Source organism: Bacillus sp. FJAT-47783 (assembly GCF_022808615.1).
GTDB lineage: Bacteria > Bacillota > Bacilli > Bacillales > Aeribacillaceae > Bacillus_BZ.
Genome location: NZ_JAKZKS010000010.1, coordinates 103,977 through 123,370 on the forward strand (window position 1 = coordinate 103,977; position 19,394 = coordinate 123,370).

A 19,394-nucleotide genomic window follows, 5' to 3' on the forward strand; every position below is an offset into this window, starting at 1 on the left:
TCCGAATTACATATTGTATGTATCCCTCTATAATTACTAGGATGAACGGACATTTATGTACAAGTATTGTCATCAATTACTTTTTTAGTGTCACTTCTCTCGCTGACTCATCAATTCCCCCAACTACACGAAGAATTGATGATTTACAACTGAAGTAATTCAAACGTCTCCTCAATGTCGATGCTTCCTTCAACAGACTGAGCCATCGGGCAATTTTTGCGAGCTAGTTCGATTGATTTATGGATTTTAGATTCATCTAAGTCATGACCTGTAATACGATAGTGTAAGTGAATTTTTTCGATACGGTTCGCTTCCGTTTCATTTCGTTCTACATCAGCTTTAATGGTCATGTCCTCAATGTTTATTCGTTTCTTCTTTAATATTTTTCTTAATACGCCCCCACTGCAAACCGCAATCGATGAAACCATTAATTGAAATGGACGAAAACCGTATTCTTCATCTCCGGCTACATGTAATTCACCGTATGGTAAATTCGTTGTAAAGCCAATTTCCTTCATCTTAAATTCCATATTTGACCACTCCTTTGACTTTTTCATTATACTTGCTCTTTTTCTATTTTCAAAATTACCATGAATACGAAGGCATAGGAAGGATAAATTTCCGAATATAGTGGAAGCAACCTGTAACGCTTTTAAATATGAATGCACAAGTCACAGTTAACAGCAAAAAAAGGGCACTTTTTTTAAAAAATTGTTTGAACTTTTCGACCATTCTGTTATATAATAGGATTAACAAATTAATAAACTGTATCATAACAATAAAGGGGAGGAAAATTTATTATGAGCAGACAAGAGCGTAAAAATATGATTCAATTTATTACAAAAATGAAGGATATTGACCAAGAGTCGATTATGTACATGACGGATGCTGATATTGAACATATTTATTCCATGACGTATCATTCCTATATGCAAATGAGTGAATAATTTACCTGTAATAACATAACAATCGTTATAAACGGCATAAGACACCAAATGAGGGTGTCTATTTTTTTTTGAAATAAAATAAGACTTGGCAAAAGCCAAGTCTTAATGGTATCCGTTTTGTCCATTTGCGCTACCACTAGTTTTTTGTGTTGGTTTATTTTTTGAGCTTTGTTTCGTATGATTTCCGCCTTTTTTAGATGTCTTTGACATAGCAAATCCCCCCAAATGTAAAATGTTTCTCTTTTAACGTGTGCAACAATCAATGCAATTATGAAGGGATTTGGTGGTATCGTTGGTACATAATGGCGTTAATTTCTCCACCTAATATAATAATAAAACCCGATAAATAAAACCAAATTAACAAGACGATAACTCCTCCAAGACTTCCGTATGTAACACTGTAATGCCCAAAGTTCCCAACATAAGAAGAAAAGGCTAATGATACGACAATCCAACCGACAGTAGCAAATAGTGCCCCTGGATAGATTTCTGTTACTTTCACACGTTTATTTGGAGCTAAGAAATAAAGACCACAGAAAACGATACATAAAATAACGAAACTAACTAACCATCTCATCGTATTCCAGACGGTCAAAAACATCGAAGATAATCCAAAGACAGATGAAATAAATAGACCAATTTCTCGACCAAATACAGGAAGAAGTAACGCAAAGATGATCACAAAAATCATCGCAAACGTTAAAACAATGGCCATTCCCCTTGCGACTAAAAAATTTCGAGTTTCCTCCACATTATAAGCCCGGTTTAAGGCTCGGACAATCGCATTAATCCCATTTGATGCAGACCATAGAGTTCCGATAATCCCAAGAGAAAGGAGTTTTCCGCTTTGGGTATCAACTACCGAACGAACATAACTTTCAATGAATGCCATCGTATTTCCGGGAGCATATTGACTGACTAATTGCAGTACTTCCTCAGCTGAAATCGGTAAAAACCCGAGAAGAGTAAATAAAAAAATGAGAAATGGAAATAAGGATAGTAAGAAAAAAAAGGCGAGTTCAGCAGCTAGCCCAGCCACTTGATGACGTGAGAACCTGCGAATGATCTCTCTAAAAAAATTCAGGTAAGTCTGCCGGTTAGTCATATCATCACCTCTATTTAATCGTGAAGCTCTTTTTCATCCATTCGGTTTCTTAATTTCTCTCTTGTTTCTTCAATAATGTCAATGACTTGTGGTGTAAGCTCTTTTAATTCGTTCACTTTATCTTTCATAAACGTTAAATCATCCGAGACTTCTTTTATCGTATCTTTTACTTCACTCATTTTCTCTTTTAGGATATCTGTCACAAGAGATGGATGATCGATGTATTGCTTCATACAGTCCGCTGCTTGCTTTCCTTTTTCCAACGTTTCTTTCCTTGTTTGTTTATCCAATAAGGCAATCGCCGTTCCAACCGCGGCTCCAACAAACAAACCTTTTAACAGTTTATTCTCGTTTCCCATTTATTTTCCCCTCTCATGAAAAGTTGTACTCTTTTTTTATTTCTCCTAATAATGCTTTACATCCTTCCACTACCATTTCATATACTTCTTCAAAATTCCCCGTAAAGTATGGATCTGGAACGTCAACTAGATCTGCGTCTTTTACATAATCTAATAAACGGTGGATTCTTCCTGTTTTTTTATTTCGAGCTAATCGCCGTAAGTTTCCAATGTTTTGTGTATCCATTCCAATAATATAATCAAACTCCTCTAAGTCCTTTTCAGCGACTTGTCGAGCTTTTAACCCCTCATACGAAATTTCGTTTAACTTGAGAATATTTTGCGTTCCTTCATGAGGTGGCTTTCCGATATGCCAATCTCCTGTTCCTGCTGAATCAATTTCTATTTGATTTTCTAGCCCCTCTTTTTTCACTAAATCGCGAAAAATCGCTTCAGCCATCGGAGAACGACATATATTTCCTAAACAAACGAATAATACTTTTACCATTCTTTACCCTCCTGATGTTACATGAAAACTTCTTGTTCTTCTTTTATCATATGGCTCCAGTGATTAAATTTCAACAAACCGTTTTGAATCAAAAAAAACATGTTACAATAGAACATAATCATTTAAGCCAAAACGTTCTATGAACATTGAAAGGATGAAACCATTGAACTTATCTCAAAAATCCCCTGAAAATATCGAGTATATGATTACAAAAATTACCGAGAAGCTTAATATGCTTAATGTTGGAGCGATAAAGCCTTCTCATTTTAACGAGGAAATGTATGAAGAATTAAAGGACATTTATGATTTAGTGATGAAGAAAAGTATGTTTAGTCCAAGTGAAATGCAGGCAATAGCCGAGGAGCTAGGCAATTTAAGAAAAATGTCATAGTTTTCACTTCTGTACCCTTCCCCGTTCGCATATATGTGTACAAAGGGGGAGGATTTTTTATGGTTGGATATTGGTTAACGACCATCTTTTTTACCTTCATGTTCATTTTGATGATCATCTCCTACTTATACACAATCAAAACTTCGGTCAATTCTGAGGATGCTTACAAAATTGATCCACTTCCAAATGCACGAGATGATGACAAACCGAATACTTAGAAAGGCTACCTATTTCAGGTAGCCTTAAACACCTCTTCTTGCAAAATCAACGAAACGAAATTTATCTAAACGGTGGCGGGACTCTGTATATTGAAACAGTGTCGCATCATCTAAATATACGTAGTTTTTCACAACTACGATATGATCAAAGCCATCTAAGTCTAGTAAACTTCGGTCTTCTTCGGTACATTCCTCGACAATAATTTCTTTCTTCGCAAAGCTAATAGTCAAATGTAAGTCTTTTTCTAAATACTCGTATATAGATTTCTCACAAATTTCTTTCGATAAAAAGGGGACAAACTTTTTCAAAAAATAATCTTTATCTAAAATAATATGTTCATCATGAATACATCTTGAACGAATGACTTCCCATACCTCGTCCTGATTTGTAGCTTTTAATTTTTGTTTAATCCATTCGTTTGGCTTCATTAGCCCCATTTGATGAACAACCGTTTCCACCTTCATCCCACTATGTTCAGTTACTTCTTTAAAGCTAACAAGACCTGAGAATGGTAAACTCATTTTTTGGACATCTAATACAATGGATCCTTTTCCTCGAATCTTTTGAATGAATCCATTTTGTGCAAGTAAATTCAGTGCTTTTCGAATCGTCTCACGGCTTGTGTTGTACATTTCTGTCAATTCATGTTCGGAAGGTAATGTCTCTCCTGGTTTCATCACTCCCGCTTTTATTTTCTCAGCCCATTCAGAATAAATGGCATAATACTTGTTTTTCCGCATACTTTCACCACTTTTATTTACTAGTACTGTGTTCTATGTTTAAGCCTTTTTCAATTCTTCGTTTTGTATAGAATGATTCTGTCGATTCGCCAGTTGAGGAATAAACATGCCAATTAATATAAGAAAGATTCCAACCCACTGTAATCGAGAAATATGTTCATGCAAAACAAAGGCGGAAGCTAAAATCGCGGTTGGAAGCTCGAATGCTCCTAGTATGGAGGATAGAGACGCTCCTACTTTCGGTACACCTATACTAAAACAATATACCGGAATAATCAATCCAAATAAACCTAGAAGAATCCCGTATTTCCATAGCCCTTGGGAAATCGACCCGTTCCAAAGGACTTCAGGTGACAAAACGACAAGCGCCATAATGACAGAACCAGTAGCCGTTATAAATGTCCGAGCTGTAACAGATAGATTGGTTGTTACCTTTCCATTAAAAAAAATAAAAAATGTAAAGCTTACCGCAGCTAAAAGGCCAAAAAATACCCCTCGCCATGTCCATTGAAAAGAAGTTTCTTCAAATATCGCACCAGCCATGAATGTACCAATCATTAATACAAAAATCGAAATAACTTCTTCTCTTGTTGGCTTCCTTCGATTTACGAAAGCATCCAATAGTATCCCTAACCATGAAAATTGGAACAATAGGACAACCGCGATCGATGCTGGAATTTCCTCAAGACTTTCTCCATAGAATTTTCCTGTTAATGTAGACATCATCCCAATTAATCCTAAAAGTAAAAGAGACTTTCCTTTTTCCATTTTTTTGTTCGTAAAAAGAAATAGTATGAGAATCATGAACCATCCGAGAAAATATTGACTACCGACAACTTCACTCGCTGTAAAACCTTCAGAATAAGCTAGTTTTACAATCATCGATAAAATTCCGTAACTACATGCCCCAAGCAAAATAATGAGTGAATATTTGAGTTTTTCCACGATAAAGCCTTCTTTCTACTATTAAATCCTCATTTATTGTACCATCTCAAAAGAATTTATTGTTATTTATCACCTCTCACTCCATTATTCATCACTTTCTTAAGTCTTTTTCATCACTTTTTCAAATTTATCAATCAGTTTCTCGCATTTTTTCATCACTTTCTCAGATTTATTCATCACTTCGGTGAAAGAATGATAAAAAAGCACAGGTCATCTAATAGACGACCTATGCCTTTTATCGGTTACTTACTTTTTCAGATGATATACAATGGACTCGTACGGACGAAGTGTTACTTGATCAAAAAGTTCGGATGAGTCATCATAGTTTGAAAGTAAAATATCCGCTTTATAACCTTCTAAATCTATTTCCTCTGGCAAAAGAAATGTTGTAGTGTTTCCATAGAAATTGTTGACGACAAGAAGTTTTTCGCTCTCCGCATTTCGAACATAAGCAAAAATTTCCGGATGATCTGCTAAAATAAGCTGGTAATCTCCGTCTATGATGACATCGTATTCTTTCCGGAGTTGAATCAGCTTTTGATAATGATAAAAGATAGAATCTTGATCTTTTATTGCATCTTCTACATTAATTTGTTCATAATTTGATGCCACTTTAATCCATGGAGTTCCTTTTGTAAAACCACCGTGCTTATCCCGATTCCACTGCACAGGTGTACGAGAATTATCACGCGATTTACTTTGTAAAATCGTTAATATCTCTTTTTCATCCATTCCTTTTTCTTTTAAAATATGAAACATATTTATAGATTCCACATCTCGATAGTCCTCAAGGCATTGAAAATTCGGATTAGTCATCCCGATTTCTTCTCCTTGATAAATGTAAGGTGTTCCTTGCATCATATGAATCGTTGTTGCAAGCATTTTGGCAGACTCTTTATGATACTTCTCATCATTTCCATATCTTGAAACAATTCGCGGTTGGTCATGGTTACACCAGAACAAGGCGTTCCAACCTCCACCCTCGTTCATTTTCGTTTGCCATTCTGATAAAATGTTCTTTAATGCTAAAAAATCAAAATCTGCAACTGTCCATTTCTCTCCGTTCGGGTAATCCACTTTTAAATGATGAAAGTTAAAAGTCATATTTAATTCTTGATTTTCCCGTTTCGTATATTGAATACAATGGTCGATGGAAGTAGAAGACATTTCGCCTACTGTCATCATGTCGTAATTTGAAAACACTTCGCGATTCATTTCCTGTAAAAATTCATGGATTTTCGGACCGTCCGTATAAAATCTTCTTCCATCCCCATCGTAATCATTTGGGAAATCTTGATTTTTCGAAATTAAATTAATAACATCTAAGCGAAAGCCGTCTACACCTTTTTTTAACCAAAAGTGCATCATATTATATACGTTTTCCCGTAATTCTTCATTTTCCCAGTTTAAATCCGCTTGTGTTACATCAAATAAGTGTAAATAGTATTGTCCGGTCTTTTCATCATACTCCCACGCGTTTCCTCCAAATTTTGACTCCCAATTCGTCGGAGCACTCCCGTCTTCATTCGGCTCTTTCCAAATATAGAAGTTACGATACGGATTGTCCTTGCCTTTTTTTGCCTCTTGGAACCATGGATGTTCTGTTGAAGTATGGTTAATGACAATATCCATAATAATTTTCATGTCACGCTTATGCGCTTCTAATAATAATTGATCAAAATCTTCCATCGTTCCATATTCTTTATGAATTTGAAAATAATCACTAATATCGTATCCATTATCTTTTTGTGGAGATTGATAAATCGGTGTTAACCAAACAACATCTACCCCTAATGTCTTTAAGTAATCTAGCTTTTGAATTATTCCTTTAAGATCCCCAACACCATTTCCGGTTGTATCATAAAAGCTTTTCGGATAAATTTGATAGACGACTGATTTTTTCCACCAAGGTTGTTTCATCTACACTTACTCCTTTTACTTTGTATCTATTTCAAATACAGAGAACGATACAAGTGAAATATGTTTTTCACTCGTATCGTTTTTATATCGTTTTATTTCTTCAGTTTCATTTTCGCGATCAAGTAAGTTGCAACAAAAGGTACGACTAACACAATGATCATTCCAATGATGAAGGATCCCCAATTTTCAGCAAAAATGGAGATGATTCCTGGTAATCCCCCAACACCAATTGATTTCGCCTGAACCCCGTTTACGGTAATGTACAATCCAGCAATGGCTGAGCCGGTAATCGCTGATAAAAATGCGAAACGATAGCGTAAGTTCACACCAAACATCGCTGGTTCTGTTATGCCTAAAAATGCGGAAATTGCAGATGTAGACGCTAAACCTTTTAACTTCTCATCCTTCGTTACAAACATCATTGCAAGTGCGGCAGAACCTTGGGCAATGTTTGATAACGCAAGCATTGGCCATAAGAACGTTCCACCTGTTGTACCGATTAGCTGTAAGTCAACAGCTAAAAACGTATGATGCATACCTGTTATAACAAGCGGTGCATAAAGACCTCCGTATAATAAACCACCGATTGCTGGTACGGCGTCAAAAATTCCGACCACCGCATCTGTTAGTGCATTCCCAATTGTAAATGTAATAGGACCAATGACAATAAACGATACAAGACCGGTCACTAATAGCGCAATCGGGGCAACAAGGAGCAATTGTAATGAGTCCGGAATACGTTTTTTCAAAAATACTTCTATCTTCGCTAACACATAAGAAGCAAATAGGATTGGTAAAACTTGTCCTTGATAACCAACTTTCTCAACTACTAAACCGAATAAATTCCACGTTGGAATTGCACCTTCTTGCTGTGCAGCACCGTACCCCCAAGCATTTAAGAGGTCAGGGTGTACAAGCATTAAGCCGAGTACAATCCCAAGCAATGGACTTCCACCGAATTTATTTACTGCTGACCATCCGATAATACCTGGTAAAAATACAAATGCCGTATTAGCAATTAAGTTAATAATTCCCGCTATATCTTTCCATTCTGTATGAACATCAATAAGTGCTTGTCCTTTATAAAACAAATCAGGAGCTGTTAAAACATTGTTAATACCCATAAGTAAACCAGCTGTTACGATAGCAGGTAATATCGGAATAAAAATATCAGCTAACGTTTTTATAAGTTTTTGCAAAACATTTAAATTTTTGGCTGCTTCTTCTTTCACATCGTCTTTTGATGCTTTTTCAAGGTTTGTTTGCGCTAACAATTCATTGTATACTTTTTCAACGGTTCCTTGACCAATAACGACTTGGAATTGCCCATTTGTAGAGAATGATCCTTTGACAACTTCAATTTGTTCAAGTTTTTTTTGATCTACCTTTCCTTCGTCTTGAAGGATTAAGCGTAGGCGTGTTACACAATGTGTCGCTTTTTGAATGTTCTCTTTTCCACCAATGGCGTCAATAATTTGATGCACTTGTTCTTGATACGGATTCATACTAACCCCCCTAGAAATCGTTTTCATATTTTCTAAAAAAAATAAATCGCTTTCATACCCTTGAATCATGTATATACATGTTATGATTTCATTGTATTCTTGTATATACATGTTGTCAACAATTTTCTTTACTTAATAGAAAATAAGGTAAATAATTAAAAATGACGTTTAATGGGCAATTTAAAAGGGTAAATATTATTCGTTATTGGATTTTTATCGTTTTTTTTATGCATGGAAAGGGGAATATGAATTGAGGAAAATATCGAATGTTTTTTGGATTACGTTATCGATAGTCCTTGTCATGGTGTTGTTTGGCGTATTTACACCGACAAGCTTTGAATCATTTACAAGCAAATTGCAAAGTATGATTACTAACACATTTGGCTGGTATTATTTAATTATCGTTACCATATTTGTCGTCTTTTGTTTCTTTTTAATCTTTAGCCCGATTGGAACGATTAGACTTGGAAAACCGGATGAAAAACCAGAATATAGTCGTGTATCTTGGTTTGCGATGCTCTTTAGTGCTGGGATGGGGATTGGTCTTGTCTTCTACGGTGCAGCTGAACCGCTTTCTCACTTTGCTGTGAGTCCTCCTCTTGCAGAAGCCGGATCAGCAAAAGCAATAAAAGATTCAATGCTTTATACATTTTTCCACTGGGGGATTCATGCATGGGGAATTTATGCTCTTGTCGCTTTATCCCTTGCTTATTTTAAGTTTAGAAAAGGCAAGCCTGGATTAATCAGTGCATCATTAACTCCATTATTAGGAAAAAAAGCAGACGGCAAAGTTGGCGTTATGATTGATGTGATTGCCGTATTTGCAACACTTGTCGGTGTCGCTACTACTTTAGGCTTCGGTGCCACACAAATTAATGGAGGGCTCTCTTTTTTATTTGGTATTCCAAATAATTTCTTTGTCCAATTTTTAATTATCGCCATTGTAACGGTTCTCTTTTTAATAAGTGCATGGTCTGGACTTAGTAAAGGAATTAAATATTTAAGTAATGCGAATATGATTTTAGCTATATCTTTATTTGTTTTAACACTTATTATCGGCCCTACTTTATTGATTTTAAATATGTTTACAGATACGATTGGGGCTTATATTCAAAATATCGTTCGGATGAGCTTCCGAATTGCCCCATTAAATGAAGAACATCGGAGCTGGATTAACGGATGGACGATCTTTTACTGGGCTTGGTGGATGTCTTGGTCACCATTTGTTGGAATTTTTATCGCAAGGGTTTCAAAAGGAAGAACAATTCGAGAATTTTTAATTGGTGTACTATTAATGCCTCCTCTCATTAGCTTTTTATGGTTTTCTGTTTTCGGTGTGACCGCTATTGATATTCAAGCAACAGGTGTTACCGACTTAACTGCATATGCGACAGAAGAGACATTGTTTGCCGTATTTAACCAAATCCCATTAACCACCATTTTATCGGTTATTGCCGTTACGCTAATCGGTACCTTTTTTGTTACATCGGCAGACTCCGCTACATTCGTTCTTGGAATGCAAACGACTTACGGTTCATTAACTCCACCTAACACGGTGAAGTTAACGTGGGGAATTGCCCAATCAACGATTGCTCTCATTCTTCTTTACACAGGCGGGCTACAAGGATTGCAAAATGCATTAATTATATCAGCATTTCCATTTTCAATTATCATGGTGTTAATGTTGATATCACTTTATAAAGCACTAACAAAAGAGAAAAAAGAACTCGGTCTATATATTAAACCGAAAAAAGCTCCAAAACCGAACCCAAAACTAGATAAAGCGTAATGATTCATTTCGGGGTTGTCCGAAAAGTGGTATTTACGCCCAGAATTCTAAAAAAGTAGACCTCAAGAATGTTGATTTCACAGCATTCTTGAGGTCTTAATTTTGGAGAGATTTACGCACAAATGGACTTTTTGACAGCCTCATTTATTTTCCCACCATACTTCCAAATTTCATAATTCAAGATATTTTTTTGAACAAATTGTGAATTTTATGTTTCTTTTTTGTGACATTTCCGTTATACTAAGTGTAAGCGATTACATAACAAAAAGGGGGAGTTTTGACATGGTCGTTTCGGTCATGAAATATTTTTATCTTTTAGTAGCTATATTTTGCTTAGCAATTGGTGTTATAGCAGGTTTTATGCAAGAGCTACCCCTATCTGTATTAATCGGAACATTGAGCGTTATAAACTTTGGTTTATATTTCGTTTTCCATCGAGAAGCATTAAACAAACAGCATACACATAGATAACAAATGTATAATTATAGACAAAAAAGCGGTTCGGTAAGCTCGAATCGCTTTTTTTATATGTCAAATGTTAGTTGTTCCTCATGTACTTTCATAGGGCGTTTTTTATTTGTATATACTTTGTAAAGGTCCATAACGGGTGCATCATATTTTAGATAAAAGAATCCGGGATATTTCCAAGGCTCGTGTATATATTTCGTTGGTATATGCTTTAATTCCGGAATGTTCCGTTTAATGAATTCTCCGTCTGGGTCTATTTTTTTTGAGAGCTTAATCGGATGAATGACTTTATCGCAAGATTTTATATAATGAAGATGAATAGTCGGCTCGTAATCGATCAATAGTTTCGCTAATTCTCGTGCAATCTCTTGTTCATCAATTTTCATTTCTTTTAACACGGATACAATAGCTAATCTTGATTGATGATCAATCCAACCCGTTTTTTGAAGAAACCGTATCATCGCATCAAAAATAGGAATTCCTGTCTTTCCTTCTATCCAATTATTTTTTAGGGCCATCTTTGACGATGACGGAACATCATGTTTATAAAATGCAGACAATTGGGAGCGTTCATACAATGAATCGACAAATTTCTCGAACTTCTTTGCCTCTCCTTCTTCTAACGCTTTTTGCACCTCTTGTACGATGAACCGTACTGAGATATTTCCCCATGATAAATAAGGTGATAAACTACTCGAATCCCGAATGAAATCAGCGATTAAGTCACGACTTTCACGGTTCGACCCTTTCTGAATAAACGTGTGAAGCGTTTCAATCGCATTCATTTCACCACCTTCAAGACCGAAACGAATTCTCTCTCCATCAACTTTAAACGAATAAAGATCGTCTAACTCCGTTCGGAACGCTTTTGGCCACAATTTTAGTATTGGAAACCTTCTCGGAGTCGGATACATCTCTTCCTGCATATATTCCTTCCATTTCTTCTTGAATTGTCGCTCCGTTTCGATTTCTGGAAAATGACATTCTTTTGGGAAGCTCGAAACAGGGAGAGCATGTTCACTCATCCAGTTTTTAATCCGCTCATGTCTCTCTTTCTCCTCATAATAAAAAATTCGGAATACACCAAATGTATAAAGGAGCTCCGAAAGCGCTTCTTCCACTTCACCTATAAATAGAAATAACTTCGCACCTCTAGCTTCTAGTTGTGTCTTTAAGTGGGACAGGCTCTCGAGAACAAATTGAAAATGACGAATGGACATCTCGCCTCTTGTCCAAAATGAAGGTTCTACAAGATAAAGAGGTAAGACAGGCCCTGCTTGTATTGCCTCTGATAAAGGTACATGATCGTGCAAACGTAAATCACGATGAAATAACACGACATTCATAGTAGTCACTCCAACTCACCCATGTTATTACTATGATTGTACATGAATTAGCGTTAACCGAGAATACAACACGGAAATTCCATAGAGCAGCACCTTTTCCTATATTAGTAAAAATGTATATTTCCAGATTACCATAGTTAATTTCTGAATGCACAGATAATTTATGGAGGAGTCATTTCGTAAACAATGAGAAACCGAAAAGCAGTTACCCATACAAAAAGGGCACCACTTTTTTAGTGATACCCCTTAGTTATTATAAGAATGCTCATTTATTCGACCTTCGTTTTATTCATTTTTTTCCAACGTTTTTTCATCGAGTTTGTCATATACCCACCTTTAAAAGATCTTAATTCATAGGAGCTTAAGAAAGCAGTAGGCTCAATCTCATTTACAAGATCCAAAAATTCATCTTCCCGTGACCGTTTCGCTACGACTTCTAAGCGATATCGTTTGGAGCTCATTCCTTCTCCTTCAAATACCGTCACACCAAACCCAGCTTCTCTTAATTTATTTACAAGTCCAGAATTTTTATCAAGCAAATTGACGTTATACGTTACATAGCCTAACGCCATCTTCTTCTCGATGGCTCCGCCTAGCAGTAATCCAACACTGAATCCGATTACATATGCAGCGATATTATACCAGTTGGATAAATCTTGAAAGACAATCCCTAACGCGACAATATAAATCGCACCTTCAAGTAGGCCAACTCCTGCTGCAGCTTTCGTTTGGTTCTTGACGAGAAATATTGTCCGAATGGTTAAAACAGGTACATATAAAATTTGTAATAAAAATATAAGTGCGGCTTGAATGAACATATAATAATGCCTCCTTCCAAACGATAAAACACGAACTGCTTGCATCGTACCACAACATATTTCCAAAAAGAAAGTACTTCTTTTACATTTTCCCTCATAAATTTTTGGTAAACTTTAAAGAAATCATAAAGAAGAGCTCAATCGATATTCGAATGAGCTCTTCTTTATCCTTATTTGCCTTTTAAGCACTGAGACACAACCGATTTAGGCGCTTAATAGTAAAATAACCGCATATAAATTCCATACCATATGTAAAACGATTGGCACCATAAGAGACTTTGTCAAGTGATATAAACCGACGAATACCATCCCCATCACCGTTGCTGAAATTGGATAGCCAATGTGAAGAAGACCGAAAATAATCGATGAAACAAAAAAACCGACTAGGAAATGATATCTTTCCTCAAGAAAACGATGAATCAAGCCACGGTATAAAAATTCCTCCTTGATGGGGGTCACAATCGCTAAACTCAAAAATAAAAGAAAACTTTGGAGAACACTTGCCTTCGCCTCATCAATTCCAAACCTTTCCGGTTGAACCGAGATATCGTCCACCTTCAACACCTCAATAAATAAATATTGAGAAGCCATTAAGATGACGATCCCAAGCAAAAGATACCCATACGTTTTCACCCTTTTCAAAGGAGCAAACGAACAAGCATCTAAAATATATGACCGAATGTTTTTAAACAATATGAATACAATCAAAAACATAAATGCGTCCATCAAAATCACATTGTTACCGGTAAATAAAAAATCTACAACTTCCTTTCCTGTTATCTCTTGGATGATCCCAGCAATAAACCCAATAATAACACTTAACCCTAAAAAGCTAATGCCAAATAGAAGAATCGATTTCCACGTGATCTTTGGTTTATAATTAGGAGTCGTCTGCTGTACGTTTGTTTTCACTGTCTCGTTCATACTCTCTCTCCCTTTCTACTAAATAACTATCAAACCTATGAATAAACTGAAGGATTGAATAATCAATATACAAATAGCAAAATGACAAGAATTTTCCCCTGAAGATTATTTTACCAAATAAGTAAACATATGAGAAAGATTATTTATAGAAAACTCCTATCATACTTATGCTTTCTCTATAATTCTCGAATACTTCTGCAAATAACCTACAGGACCGGCTTTATATTTTTATCTCCTAATATTGCCTAAGTGCTTATGATTTTAGAAATAAAAAACCTTTAAAGCAACTTGAACGCTTTAAAGGCTTTCACTTTACAGCTGACTTTTCGGCAAAATCTCTTCCCTTAATTCCTCCCAATTCACCTCATACAACCACTTGGCTGCTTGTTCAATGTCTTTTGAGAATATACGATCTTGTTTAATAGATGGAACAACTGATCTTACTTCATGAAATAACGCTTTTGTAAATGAACTCATTTTTTCAACTCCGCGGTATTCTGCAGCTTGAAGTGCACAAATAAGCTCAATCGCTAATACTCTTCGGACATTTTGAATGATTTGGTGCGCATGTCTTGAGCCGATTGTTCCCATACTTACGTGATCTTCTTGGTTCGCAGAAGACGGGATTGAGTCGACACTTGCTGGATGTGCTAATGTTTTATTTTCTGAAACGAGTGACGCGGCAGCATATTGCATAATCATCGCACCTGATTGCAATCCTGGTTCAGGGCTCAAAAACGGTGGTAAATCACTTAGCTGCGGGTTCACTAAGCGTTCAATACGTCGCTCCGAAATATTTGCAAGTTCTGCGACTGCTATTTTCATAAAGTCCATGGCTAAGGCAATGGGTTGCCCATGAAAATTCCCGCCGGAAATAACCTTTTCACCACCATCAAAAATAAGTGGATTGTCTGTTGCCGCATTCATTTCGATTTCAAGCTTTTCCTTTACATAGTCAAGCGCTTGCCATGAAGCTCCGTGCACTTGTGGAATACAGCGTAATGAATACGCATCTTGGACACGTAATTCGCCTTGTTTTGTAACTAGCTGACTGTCGTTTAAATATTCACGAACTCGTTTCGCCACATTTATTTGCTGTTTGTAACCGCGAGCTTGATGTACATCGGCGTCAAATGCATCGATAATCCCTCTTAACCCTTCAATCGTTATCGCCGCAATGGCTTCACTTTCATAAGCGAGTTGTTCTGCTTCAATATAATTAATTACTCCCATTGCTGTCATCGCTTGCGTTCCATTGATAAGAGCTAAGCCTTCTTTCGCTTTTAACGTAACAGGTGCAATTCCTTCTTTTGAAAGAGCCGATAAAGCATCAACACGCTCTCCCTTATAAAAAACTTCTCCTTCCCCCATTAAAACGAGTGCTAAATGGGAAAGCGGAGCTAAGTCTCCACTAGCACCAAGTGATCCTTGCTGCGGAATGACCGGATGAATATGTGCATTTAATAATTCAATAAGACGCTCAATAATAACAGGCCGGACGCCCGAATATCCTTTCAATAGCGCATTCGCACGTAATAAAAGCATAGCCCGTGACACTTTTTCAGGGAAAGGATCGCCAACCCCACATGCATGTGAGTGAATTAAATTCAGTTGCAGTTGTTCAACATCTTTTGAATCAATAAACACATCGCTAAATTTACCGAATCCAGTTGTGATTCCGTAAATAACCTTCTTTTCATCTACTATTTTTTCGACTGCTTGACGACTTTCTTCCACTCTCTTTACGCTCGCAGGCGATGCTGTTACATATGCATCGTGATAAATGACTTGTTTTACCTCTTTTATCGTTAAAGAATGACCTGTTAATTCAACCATTTTTTTCCCCCTTATTCATTTTTCGAAAAATGCAAAAGGAGGCCATACTAGTAAACAAACGTATTTGCTTACTAATATAGCCCCCTGTTCACTCATCACTATAGGCTAGTTATTTAAATATGATTAATACCAAGCCCGATCGTTTCATGCTCTAATCCACGAATAGGCGCTCCGATTGTTCCATATAAAGCAACGGCGATCCATTCGCCTTCCTCTTGTCTATCATATGGTCTCCCTTTGACAACAGCAAAGCGTAAGCCGACAGTCCGTAACATATCACCAAGTTCAACTTGGCCTCTCGTTACACCATGTAAAGCTTCAATAATGGCATGGTAAAGCGCATGCATTTCACGATAAACATCTTCTTGGACAAGCCCTTGTCGTTTCGCTGTTGTTTCAATAGCAGCAACAATCTTTTGCATCTCCATCGAACCAACTTTTCCCTTACAAAAGCGCCATCCTTTATTTTCTAATTGCTTCGTTAAATCTCGCTCTTCCTCTTCTTCGGAAAAAGCAAGTAACATCGCATTGCGGCCAATTCTTTTATCTAAGCTGTTGTACATGCCATTACTCCTACACTAATTAAATTTTCTAAAAAAACTAATAACTAATTATTATTGTATGCGCTTTATTCTTAAAGGTCAACGGAAAAAGCCTTGATTTTACAAAGTTATCAAGCTACTACATTAGATAAGTAAAGAATTAGATGGTTGAAAGTGTAAAGCATTTATTCCATAACTTAAGGTTTTTATCCATTTAAAGAGCATATTAAAAGCTCAGCAGACATTCTATCTGCTGAGCTTTTTTGTAGGATGTTTTTAGATGGGCCTAAGTGGACTCGAACCACCGACCTCACGCTTATCAGGCGTGCGCTCTAACCAGCTGAGCTATAGGCCCGTTTATTTTTCTTTGGAGCGGGTGATGGGAATCGAACCCACGACATCAGCTTGGAAGGCTGAGGTTTTACCACTAAACTACACCCGCATATAAAATTTTGGAGGCGGCAACCGGATTCGAACCGGTGATAAAGGTTTTGCAGACCTCTGCCTTACCACTTGGCTATGCCGCCATTGGCTGGGCTAGCTGGATTCGAACCAACGCATGACGGAGTCAAAGTCCGTTGCCTTACCGCTTGGCTATAGCCCATTGATAAATCATCATGATTAAACTTCGTGAATAAACACCGCAGGATGATTTTCGTGTTTGAAAGAAATAACTTCTAAGAATTAGCTTCTAGAACAGGTAAATCATCCGACATATCCTATATTCTTAAATGAGGAGTTATTACACTTCATACTTAATTATATATTTTTCTGCGTACCTATTTATTGTAACACAACTATTATTAATTTCAATTAATGGGGCGATTGATGGGAATCGAACCCACGAATGCCAGAGCCACAATCTGGTGCGTTAACCACTTCGCCACAACCGCCATTATTTATTTTTATGGCAGGGGCAGTAGGAATCGAACCCACACCGGAGGTTTTGGAGACCTCTGTTCTACCGTTAAACTATGCCCCTATGATGGTGGAGGGGGACGGATTCGAACCGCCGAACCCTGAGGGAGCGGATTTACAGTCCGCCGCGTTTAGCCACTTCGCTACCCCTCCACTTTAAAAATCATTCAATTAAAATGGTGGCTCGGGACGGAATCGAACCGCCGACACAAGGATTTTCAGTCCTTTGCTCTACCGACTGAGCTACCGAGCCAAATATAAATTTCACACCACAAATATAATATATGTCTAAAAACCTTCGCCCCAATCTCAGATTGCTTATTCAAGCTGTAGCTCGATTGGTGCGCTGTAGCATCCCTTCGATGCTTACTCGAACGTGCTCTACCGACTGAGCTACCGAGCCAAATATAAATTTCACACCACAAATATAATATATGTCTAAAAACCTTCGCCCCAATCTCAGATTGCTTATTCAAGCTGTGGCTCGATTGGTGCGCTGTAGCATCCCTTCGATGCTTACTCGAACGTGCTCTACCGACTGAGCTACTGAGCCAAATATAATCATATATTATTTTAAGATGGCGGTCCCGACGGGAATCGAACCCGCGATCTCCTGCGTGACAGGCAGGCATGTTAACCGCTACACCACGGGACCTTTTTTATATTAAAGTATTTTATATTCCTCGTATCGAAAAATTAATTTGGTTGCGGGGACAGGATTTGAACCTGTGACCTTCGGGTTATGAGCCCGACGAGCTACCAGACTGCTCCACCCCGCGACGATAAATTAAATCATTCAGTTTTTGCTATGCTCAACGTTAGGCTTTGACCATCCCACTCTCAGGTAGCTTATTCAAGTAGTAGCTCGAGTGGTACGCTGATGTCTCTCAGTGAAGCTTATTCGTCTGTGCTCCATCCTGTGACAATCATTTAATAATGTGATATATGGCGGAGGAAGAGGGATTCGAACCCCCGCGGGCTTTGACACCCCTGTCGGTTTTCAAGACCGATCCCTTCAGCCAGACTTGGGTATTCCTCCATATATTCTAAATACTCAACAGCTAAAGTAAAAGTACTTGATTGGTGGCGGCGGAGGGGATCGAACCCCCGACCTCACGGGTATGAACCGTACGCTCTAGCCAGCTGAGCTACGCCGCCAAACAACTTTCAACTTTATGGTGGAGCCTAGCGGGATCGAACCGCTGACCTCCTGCGTGCAAAGCAGGCGCTCTCCCAGCTGAGCTAAGGCCCCATAGTAATCAAATTATGGCGCGCCCGAGAGGAGTCGAACCCCTAACCTTTTGATCCGTAGTCAAACGCTCTATCCAATTGAGCTACGGGCGCATATAAATGGTGCCGAGGGCCGGACTTGAACCGGCACGGTAGTCACCTACCGCAGGATTTTAAGTCCTGTGTGTCTGCCAATTCCACCACCCCGGCAGGCATCGTGGAGCGGAAGACGGGATTCGAACCCGCGACCCCCACCTTGGCAAGGTGGTGTTCTACCACTGAACTACTTCCGCATTTCAAATCATTGTGCACTGTATATACTTATTATGGTGGAGGATGACGGGATCGAACCGCCGACCCCTTGCTTGTAAGGCAAGTGCTCTCCCAGCTGAGCTAATCCTCCATTTGGTGACCCGTACGGGATTCGAACCCGTGTTACCGCCGTGAAAGGGCGGTGTCTTAACCACTTGACCAACGGGCCAATTTTTGTGAATTTCAACAAAACAATTGCCCCATTCGGGGCATTTGCTTGGCAACGTCCTACTCTCACAGGGAATACTCCCAACTACCATCGGCGCTGAAGAGCTTAACTTCCGTGTTCGGTATGGGAACGGGTGTGACCTCTTCGCTATCGTCACCAAACAGTTAGTGAAATGAAGAAACTTTATTCCTTCAAAACTAGATAACGTGCTTCACTGAAATCTATTCGTACATTTAGGTTAAGTCCTCGATCGATTAGTATCCGTCAGCTCCATGTGTCACCACACTTCCACCTCGAACCTATCAACCTGATCATCTTTCAGGGATCTTACTCACATAACGTGATGGGAAATCTCATCTTGAGGGGGGCTTCATGCTTAGATGCTTTCAGCACTTATCCCTTCCGCACATAGCTACCCAGCGAT

The 19,394-nt window shown here is 38.0% G+C and carries 18 protein-coding genes, 18 tRNA genes and 2 rRNA genes; 5 read left to right on the forward strand and 33 right to left on the reverse strand.

Annotated elements, in window-relative coordinates; genetic code table 11:
• Positions 1–143: 143 nt before the first annotated feature.
• Positions 144–530, reverse strand: coding sequence for an OsmC family protein (locus tag MLD65_RS09440; protein WP_243291626.1), 387 nt, complete (start codon positions 528–530; stop codon positions 144–146).
• A 270-nt stretch (positions 531–800) separates the two neighbouring features.
• Between MLD65_RS09440 and MLD65_RS09445 the strand changes: the two genes are divergently transcribed.
• Entirely contained in the window at positions 801–947 is a 147-nt protein-coding gene (locus MLD65_RS09445) for a BH0509 family protein (protein WP_243291627.1), read from the forward strand.
• A 268-nt stretch (positions 948–1,215) separates the two neighbouring features.
• On the opposite strand, the gene MLD65_RS09450 is transcribed toward MLD65_RS09445, so the two are convergent.
• The 3 genes from MLD65_RS09450 to MLD65_RS09460 are packed head-to-tail and all read right to left on the reverse strand — an operon-like array spanning position 1,216 to position 2,898.
• Positions 1,216–2,052: a YihY/virulence factor BrkB family protein gene (locus MLD65_RS09450; protein WP_243291628.1), complete on the reverse strand. Its 837-nt coding sequence runs from the start codon at positions 2,050–2,052 to the stop codon at positions 1,216–1,218.
• A 14-nt stretch (positions 2,053–2,066) separates the two neighbouring features.
• On the reverse strand, positions 2,067–2,411 hold the full coding sequence (locus MLD65_RS09455; RefSeq protein WP_243291629.1) for a YtxH domain-containing protein: 345 nt from the start codon (positions 2,409–2,411) through the stop codon (positions 2,067–2,069).
• A gap of 13 nt (positions 2,412–2,424) precedes the next feature.
• Positions 2,425–2,898 carry a low molecular weight protein-tyrosine-phosphatase gene (locus MLD65_RS09460; protein ID WP_243291630.1) on the reverse strand — a complete coding sequence of 158 codons (474 nt, stop codon included), beginning with the start codon at positions 2,896–2,898 and terminating at the stop codon, positions 2,425–2,427.
• Between the two features lie 163 nt (positions 2,899–3,061).
• Here MLD65_RS09460 and MLD65_RS09465 point away from each other — a divergent pair, with 163 nt between their 5' ends.
• Together MLD65_RS09465 and MLD65_RS09470 are read left to right on the forward strand one after the other, a co-directional pair.
• Positions 3,062–3,289 carry a DUF1128 domain-containing protein gene (locus MLD65_RS09465; protein ID WP_243291631.1) on the forward strand — a complete coding sequence of 76 codons (228 nt, stop codon included), beginning with the start codon at positions 3,062–3,064 and terminating at the stop codon, positions 3,287–3,289.
• Positions 3,290–3,348: 59 nt separating this feature from the next.
• Positions 3,349–3,507, forward strand: a complete 159-nt coding sequence (locus MLD65_RS09470; protein ID WP_243291632.1) for a hypothetical protein — start codon at positions 3,349–3,351, stop codon at positions 3,505–3,507.
• A gap of 24 nt (positions 3,508–3,531) precedes the next feature.
• Here MLD65_RS09470 and treR read toward each other — a convergent pair whose 3' ends face one another.
• The 4 genes from treR to treP all read right to left on the reverse strand — a co-directional run bounded on the left by treR (position 3,532) and on the right by treP (position 8,618).
• Positions 3,532–4,248: a trehalose operon repressor gene (gene treR, locus MLD65_RS09475; protein ID WP_243291633.1), complete on the reverse strand. Its 717-nt coding sequence runs from the start codon at positions 4,246–4,248 to the stop codon at positions 3,532–3,534.
• A 39-nt stretch (positions 4,249–4,287) separates the two neighbouring features.
• A complete protein-coding gene (locus tag MLD65_RS09480; protein ID WP_243291634.1) occupies positions 4,288–5,193 on the reverse strand; it encodes an EamA family transporter in 906 nt (301 codons plus the stop codon).
• 246 nt (positions 5,194–5,439) lie between these two features.
• Entirely contained in the window at positions 5,440–7,113 is a 1,674-nt protein-coding gene (gene treC / locus MLD65_RS09485) for an alpha,alpha-phosphotrehalase (RefSeq protein ID WP_243291635.1), read from the reverse strand.
• 92 nt (positions 7,114–7,205) lie between these two features.
• Complete coding sequence (gene treP, locus MLD65_RS09490) at positions 7,206–8,618, reverse strand: PTS system trehalose-specific EIIBC component (protein ID WP_243291636.1); 1,413 nt, start codon at positions 8,616–8,618, stop codon at positions 7,206–7,208.
• A gap of 250 nt (positions 8,619–8,868) precedes the next feature.
• On the opposite strand from treP, the gene MLD65_RS09495 reads away from it, so the two are divergent.
• Together MLD65_RS09495 and MLD65_RS09500 are read left to right on the forward strand one after the other, a co-directional pair.
• Positions 8,869–10,407: a glycine betaine uptake BCCT transporter gene (locus MLD65_RS09495; RefSeq protein ID WP_243291637.1), complete on the forward strand. Its 1,539-nt coding sequence runs from the start codon at positions 8,869–8,871 to the stop codon at positions 10,405–10,407.
• 282 nt (positions 10,408–10,689) lie between these two features.
• Positions 10,690–10,878: a hypothetical protein gene (locus tag MLD65_RS09500; RefSeq protein WP_243291638.1), complete on the forward strand. Its 189-nt coding sequence runs from the start codon at positions 10,690–10,692 to the stop codon at positions 10,876–10,878.
• Between the two features lie 53 nt (positions 10,879–10,931).
• Here the strand turns inward: MLD65_RS09500 and MLD65_RS09505 are convergent, their stop codons facing one another.
• The 25 genes from MLD65_RS09505 to MLD65_RS09625 form a co-directional block, all read right to left on the reverse strand.
• On the reverse strand, positions 10,932–12,221 hold the full coding sequence (locus MLD65_RS09505) for an FAD-binding domain-containing protein (RefSeq protein WP_243291639.1): 1,290 nt from the start codon (positions 12,219–12,221) through the stop codon (positions 10,932–10,934).
• A gap of 269 nt (positions 12,222–12,490) precedes the next feature.
• A complete protein-coding gene (locus tag MLD65_RS09510; protein ID WP_243291640.1) occupies positions 12,491–13,039 on the reverse strand; it encodes a DUF2179 domain-containing protein in 549 nt (182 codons plus the stop codon).
• A gap of 204 nt (positions 13,040–13,243) precedes the next feature.
• Positions 13,244–13,963 (reverse strand): CPBP family intramembrane glutamic endopeptidase, encoded by a 720-nt coding sequence (locus MLD65_RS09515; protein ID WP_243291641.1) that lies wholly within the window; start codon positions 13,961–13,963, stop codon positions 13,244–13,246.
• 312 nt (positions 13,964–14,275) lie between these two features.
• On the reverse strand, positions 14,276–15,799 hold the full coding sequence (gene hutH / locus MLD65_RS09520) for a histidine ammonia-lyase (protein WP_243291642.1): 1,524 nt from the start codon (positions 15,797–15,799) through the stop codon (positions 14,276–14,278).
• Positions 15,800–15,912: 113 nt separating this feature from the next.
• Positions 15,913–16,362, reverse strand: a complete 450-nt coding sequence (hutP, locus tag MLD65_RS09525) for a hut operon transcriptional regulator HutP (RefSeq protein ID WP_243291643.1) — start codon at positions 16,360–16,362, stop codon at positions 15,913–15,915.
• Positions 16,363–16,622: 260 nt separating this feature from the next.
• Positions 16,623–16,696, reverse strand: a tRNA-Ile gene (locus tag MLD65_RS09530).
• Positions 16,697–16,709: 13 nt separating this feature from the next.
• Positions 16,710–16,783 (reverse strand) — tRNA-Gly (locus tag MLD65_RS09535).
• Positions 16,784–16,794: 11 nt separating this feature from the next.
• Positions 16,795–16,868: transfer RNA gene (locus tag MLD65_RS09540), tRNA-Cys, on the reverse strand.
• 2 nt (positions 16,869–16,870) lie between these two features.
• Positions 16,871–16,945 (reverse strand) — tRNA-Gln (locus MLD65_RS09545).
• 213 nt (positions 16,946–17,158) lie between these two features.
• Positions 17,159–17,234: transfer RNA gene (locus MLD65_RS09550), tRNA-His, on the reverse strand.
• 15 nt (positions 17,235–17,249) lie between these two features.
• Positions 17,250–17,323, reverse strand: a tRNA-Trp gene (locus MLD65_RS09555).
• 4 nt (positions 17,324–17,327) lie between these two features.
• Positions 17,328–17,412 (reverse strand) — tRNA-Tyr (locus MLD65_RS09560).
• A gap of 24 nt (positions 17,413–17,436) precedes the next feature.
• Positions 17,437–17,512 (reverse strand) — tRNA-Phe (locus MLD65_RS09565).
• Positions 17,513–17,838: 326 nt separating this feature from the next.
• Positions 17,839–17,914: transfer RNA gene (locus MLD65_RS09570), tRNA-Asp, on the reverse strand.
• A 47-nt stretch (positions 17,915–17,961) separates the two neighbouring features.
• Positions 17,962–18,038, reverse strand: a tRNA-Met gene (locus MLD65_RS09575).
• Positions 18,039–18,205: 167 nt separating this feature from the next.
• Positions 18,206–18,298, reverse strand: a tRNA-Ser gene (locus tag MLD65_RS09580).
• 42 nt (positions 18,299–18,340) lie between these two features.
• A tRNA-Met gene (locus MLD65_RS09585) sits at positions 18,341–18,417 on the reverse strand.
• A gap of 18 nt (positions 18,418–18,435) precedes the next feature.
• Positions 18,436–18,511: transfer RNA gene (locus MLD65_RS09590), tRNA-Ala, on the reverse strand.
• Between the two features lie 15 nt (positions 18,512–18,526).
• A tRNA-Arg gene (locus MLD65_RS09595) sits at positions 18,527–18,603 on the reverse strand.
• 7 nt (positions 18,604–18,610) lie between these two features.
• Positions 18,611–18,699, reverse strand: a tRNA-Leu gene (locus tag MLD65_RS09600).
• An 8-nt stretch (positions 18,700–18,707) separates the two neighbouring features.
• Positions 18,708–18,782, reverse strand: a tRNA-Gly gene (locus tag MLD65_RS09605).
• Positions 18,783–18,816: 34 nt separating this feature from the next.
• A tRNA-Val gene (locus MLD65_RS09610) sits at positions 18,817–18,892 on the reverse strand.
• 3 nt (positions 18,893–18,895) lie between these two features.
• Positions 18,896–18,970, reverse strand: a tRNA-Glu gene (locus MLD65_RS09615).
• Between the two features lie 46 nt (positions 18,971–19,016).
• Positions 19,017–19,131: ribosomal RNA gene (rrf, locus tag MLD65_RS09620) — 5S ribosomal RNA — on the reverse strand.
• A 73-nt stretch (positions 19,132–19,204) separates the two neighbouring features.
• Positions 19,205–19,394, reverse strand: a 23S ribosomal RNA gene (locus tag MLD65_RS09625); the annotation flags it as partial.

Excerpts from the sequence above, each read along its gene's own strand:
- MLD65_RS09440 (WP_243291626.1), bottom strand. The coding sequence starts at position 530 with ATGGAATTTAAGATGAAGGAAATTGGCTTTACAACGAATTTACCATAC.
- MLD65_RS09445 (WP_243291627.1), top strand. The coding sequence starts at position 801 with ATGAGCAGACAAGAGCGTAAAAATATGATTCAATTTATTACAAAAATG.
- MLD65_RS09450 (WP_243291628.1), bottom strand. The coding sequence starts at position 2,052 with ATGACTAACCGGCAGACTTACCTGAATTTTTTTAGAGAGATCATTCGC.
- MLD65_RS09455 (WP_243291629.1), bottom strand. The coding sequence starts at position 2,411 with ATGGGAAACGAGAATAAACTGTTAAAAGGTTTGTTTGTTGGAGCCGCG.
- MLD65_RS09460 (WP_243291630.1), bottom strand. The coding sequence starts at position 2,898 with ATGGTAAAAGTATTATTCGTTTGTTTAGGAAATATATGTCGTTCTCCG.
- MLD65_RS09470 (WP_243291632.1), top strand. The coding sequence starts at position 3,349 with ATGGTTGGATATTGGTTAACGACCATCTTTTTTACCTTCATGTTCATT.
- treR (WP_243291633.1), bottom strand. The coding sequence starts at position 4,248 with ATGCGGAAAAACAAGTATTATGCCATTTATTCTGAATGGGCTGAGAAA.
- treC (WP_243291635.1), bottom strand. The coding sequence starts at position 7,113 with ATGAAACAACCTTGGTGGAAAAAATCAGTCGTCTATCAAATTTATCCG.
- treP (WP_243291636.1), bottom strand. The coding sequence starts at position 8,618 with ATGAATCCGTATCAAGAACAAGTGCATCAAATTATTGACGCCATTGGT.
- MLD65_RS09500 (WP_243291638.1), top strand. The coding sequence starts at position 10,690 with ATGGTCGTTTCGGTCATGAAATATTTTTATCTTTTAGTAGCTATATTT.
- MLD65_RS09505 (WP_243291639.1), bottom strand. The coding sequence starts at position 12,221 with ATGAATGTCGTGTTATTTCATCGTGATTTACGTTTGCACGATCATGTA.
- MLD65_RS09510 (WP_243291640.1), bottom strand. The coding sequence starts at position 13,039 with ATGTTCATTCAAGCCGCACTTATATTTTTATTACAAATTTTATATGTA.
- MLD65_RS09515 (WP_243291641.1), bottom strand. The coding sequence starts at position 13,963 with ATGAACGAGACAGTGAAAACAAACGTACAGCAGACGACTCCTAATTAT.
- hutH (WP_243291642.1), bottom strand. The coding sequence starts at position 15,799 with ATGGTTGAATTAACAGGTCATTCTTTAACGATAAAAGAGGTAAAACAA.
- hutP (WP_243291643.1), bottom strand. The coding sequence starts at position 16,362 with ATGTACAACAGCTTAGATAAAAGAATTGGCCGCAATGCGATGTTACTT.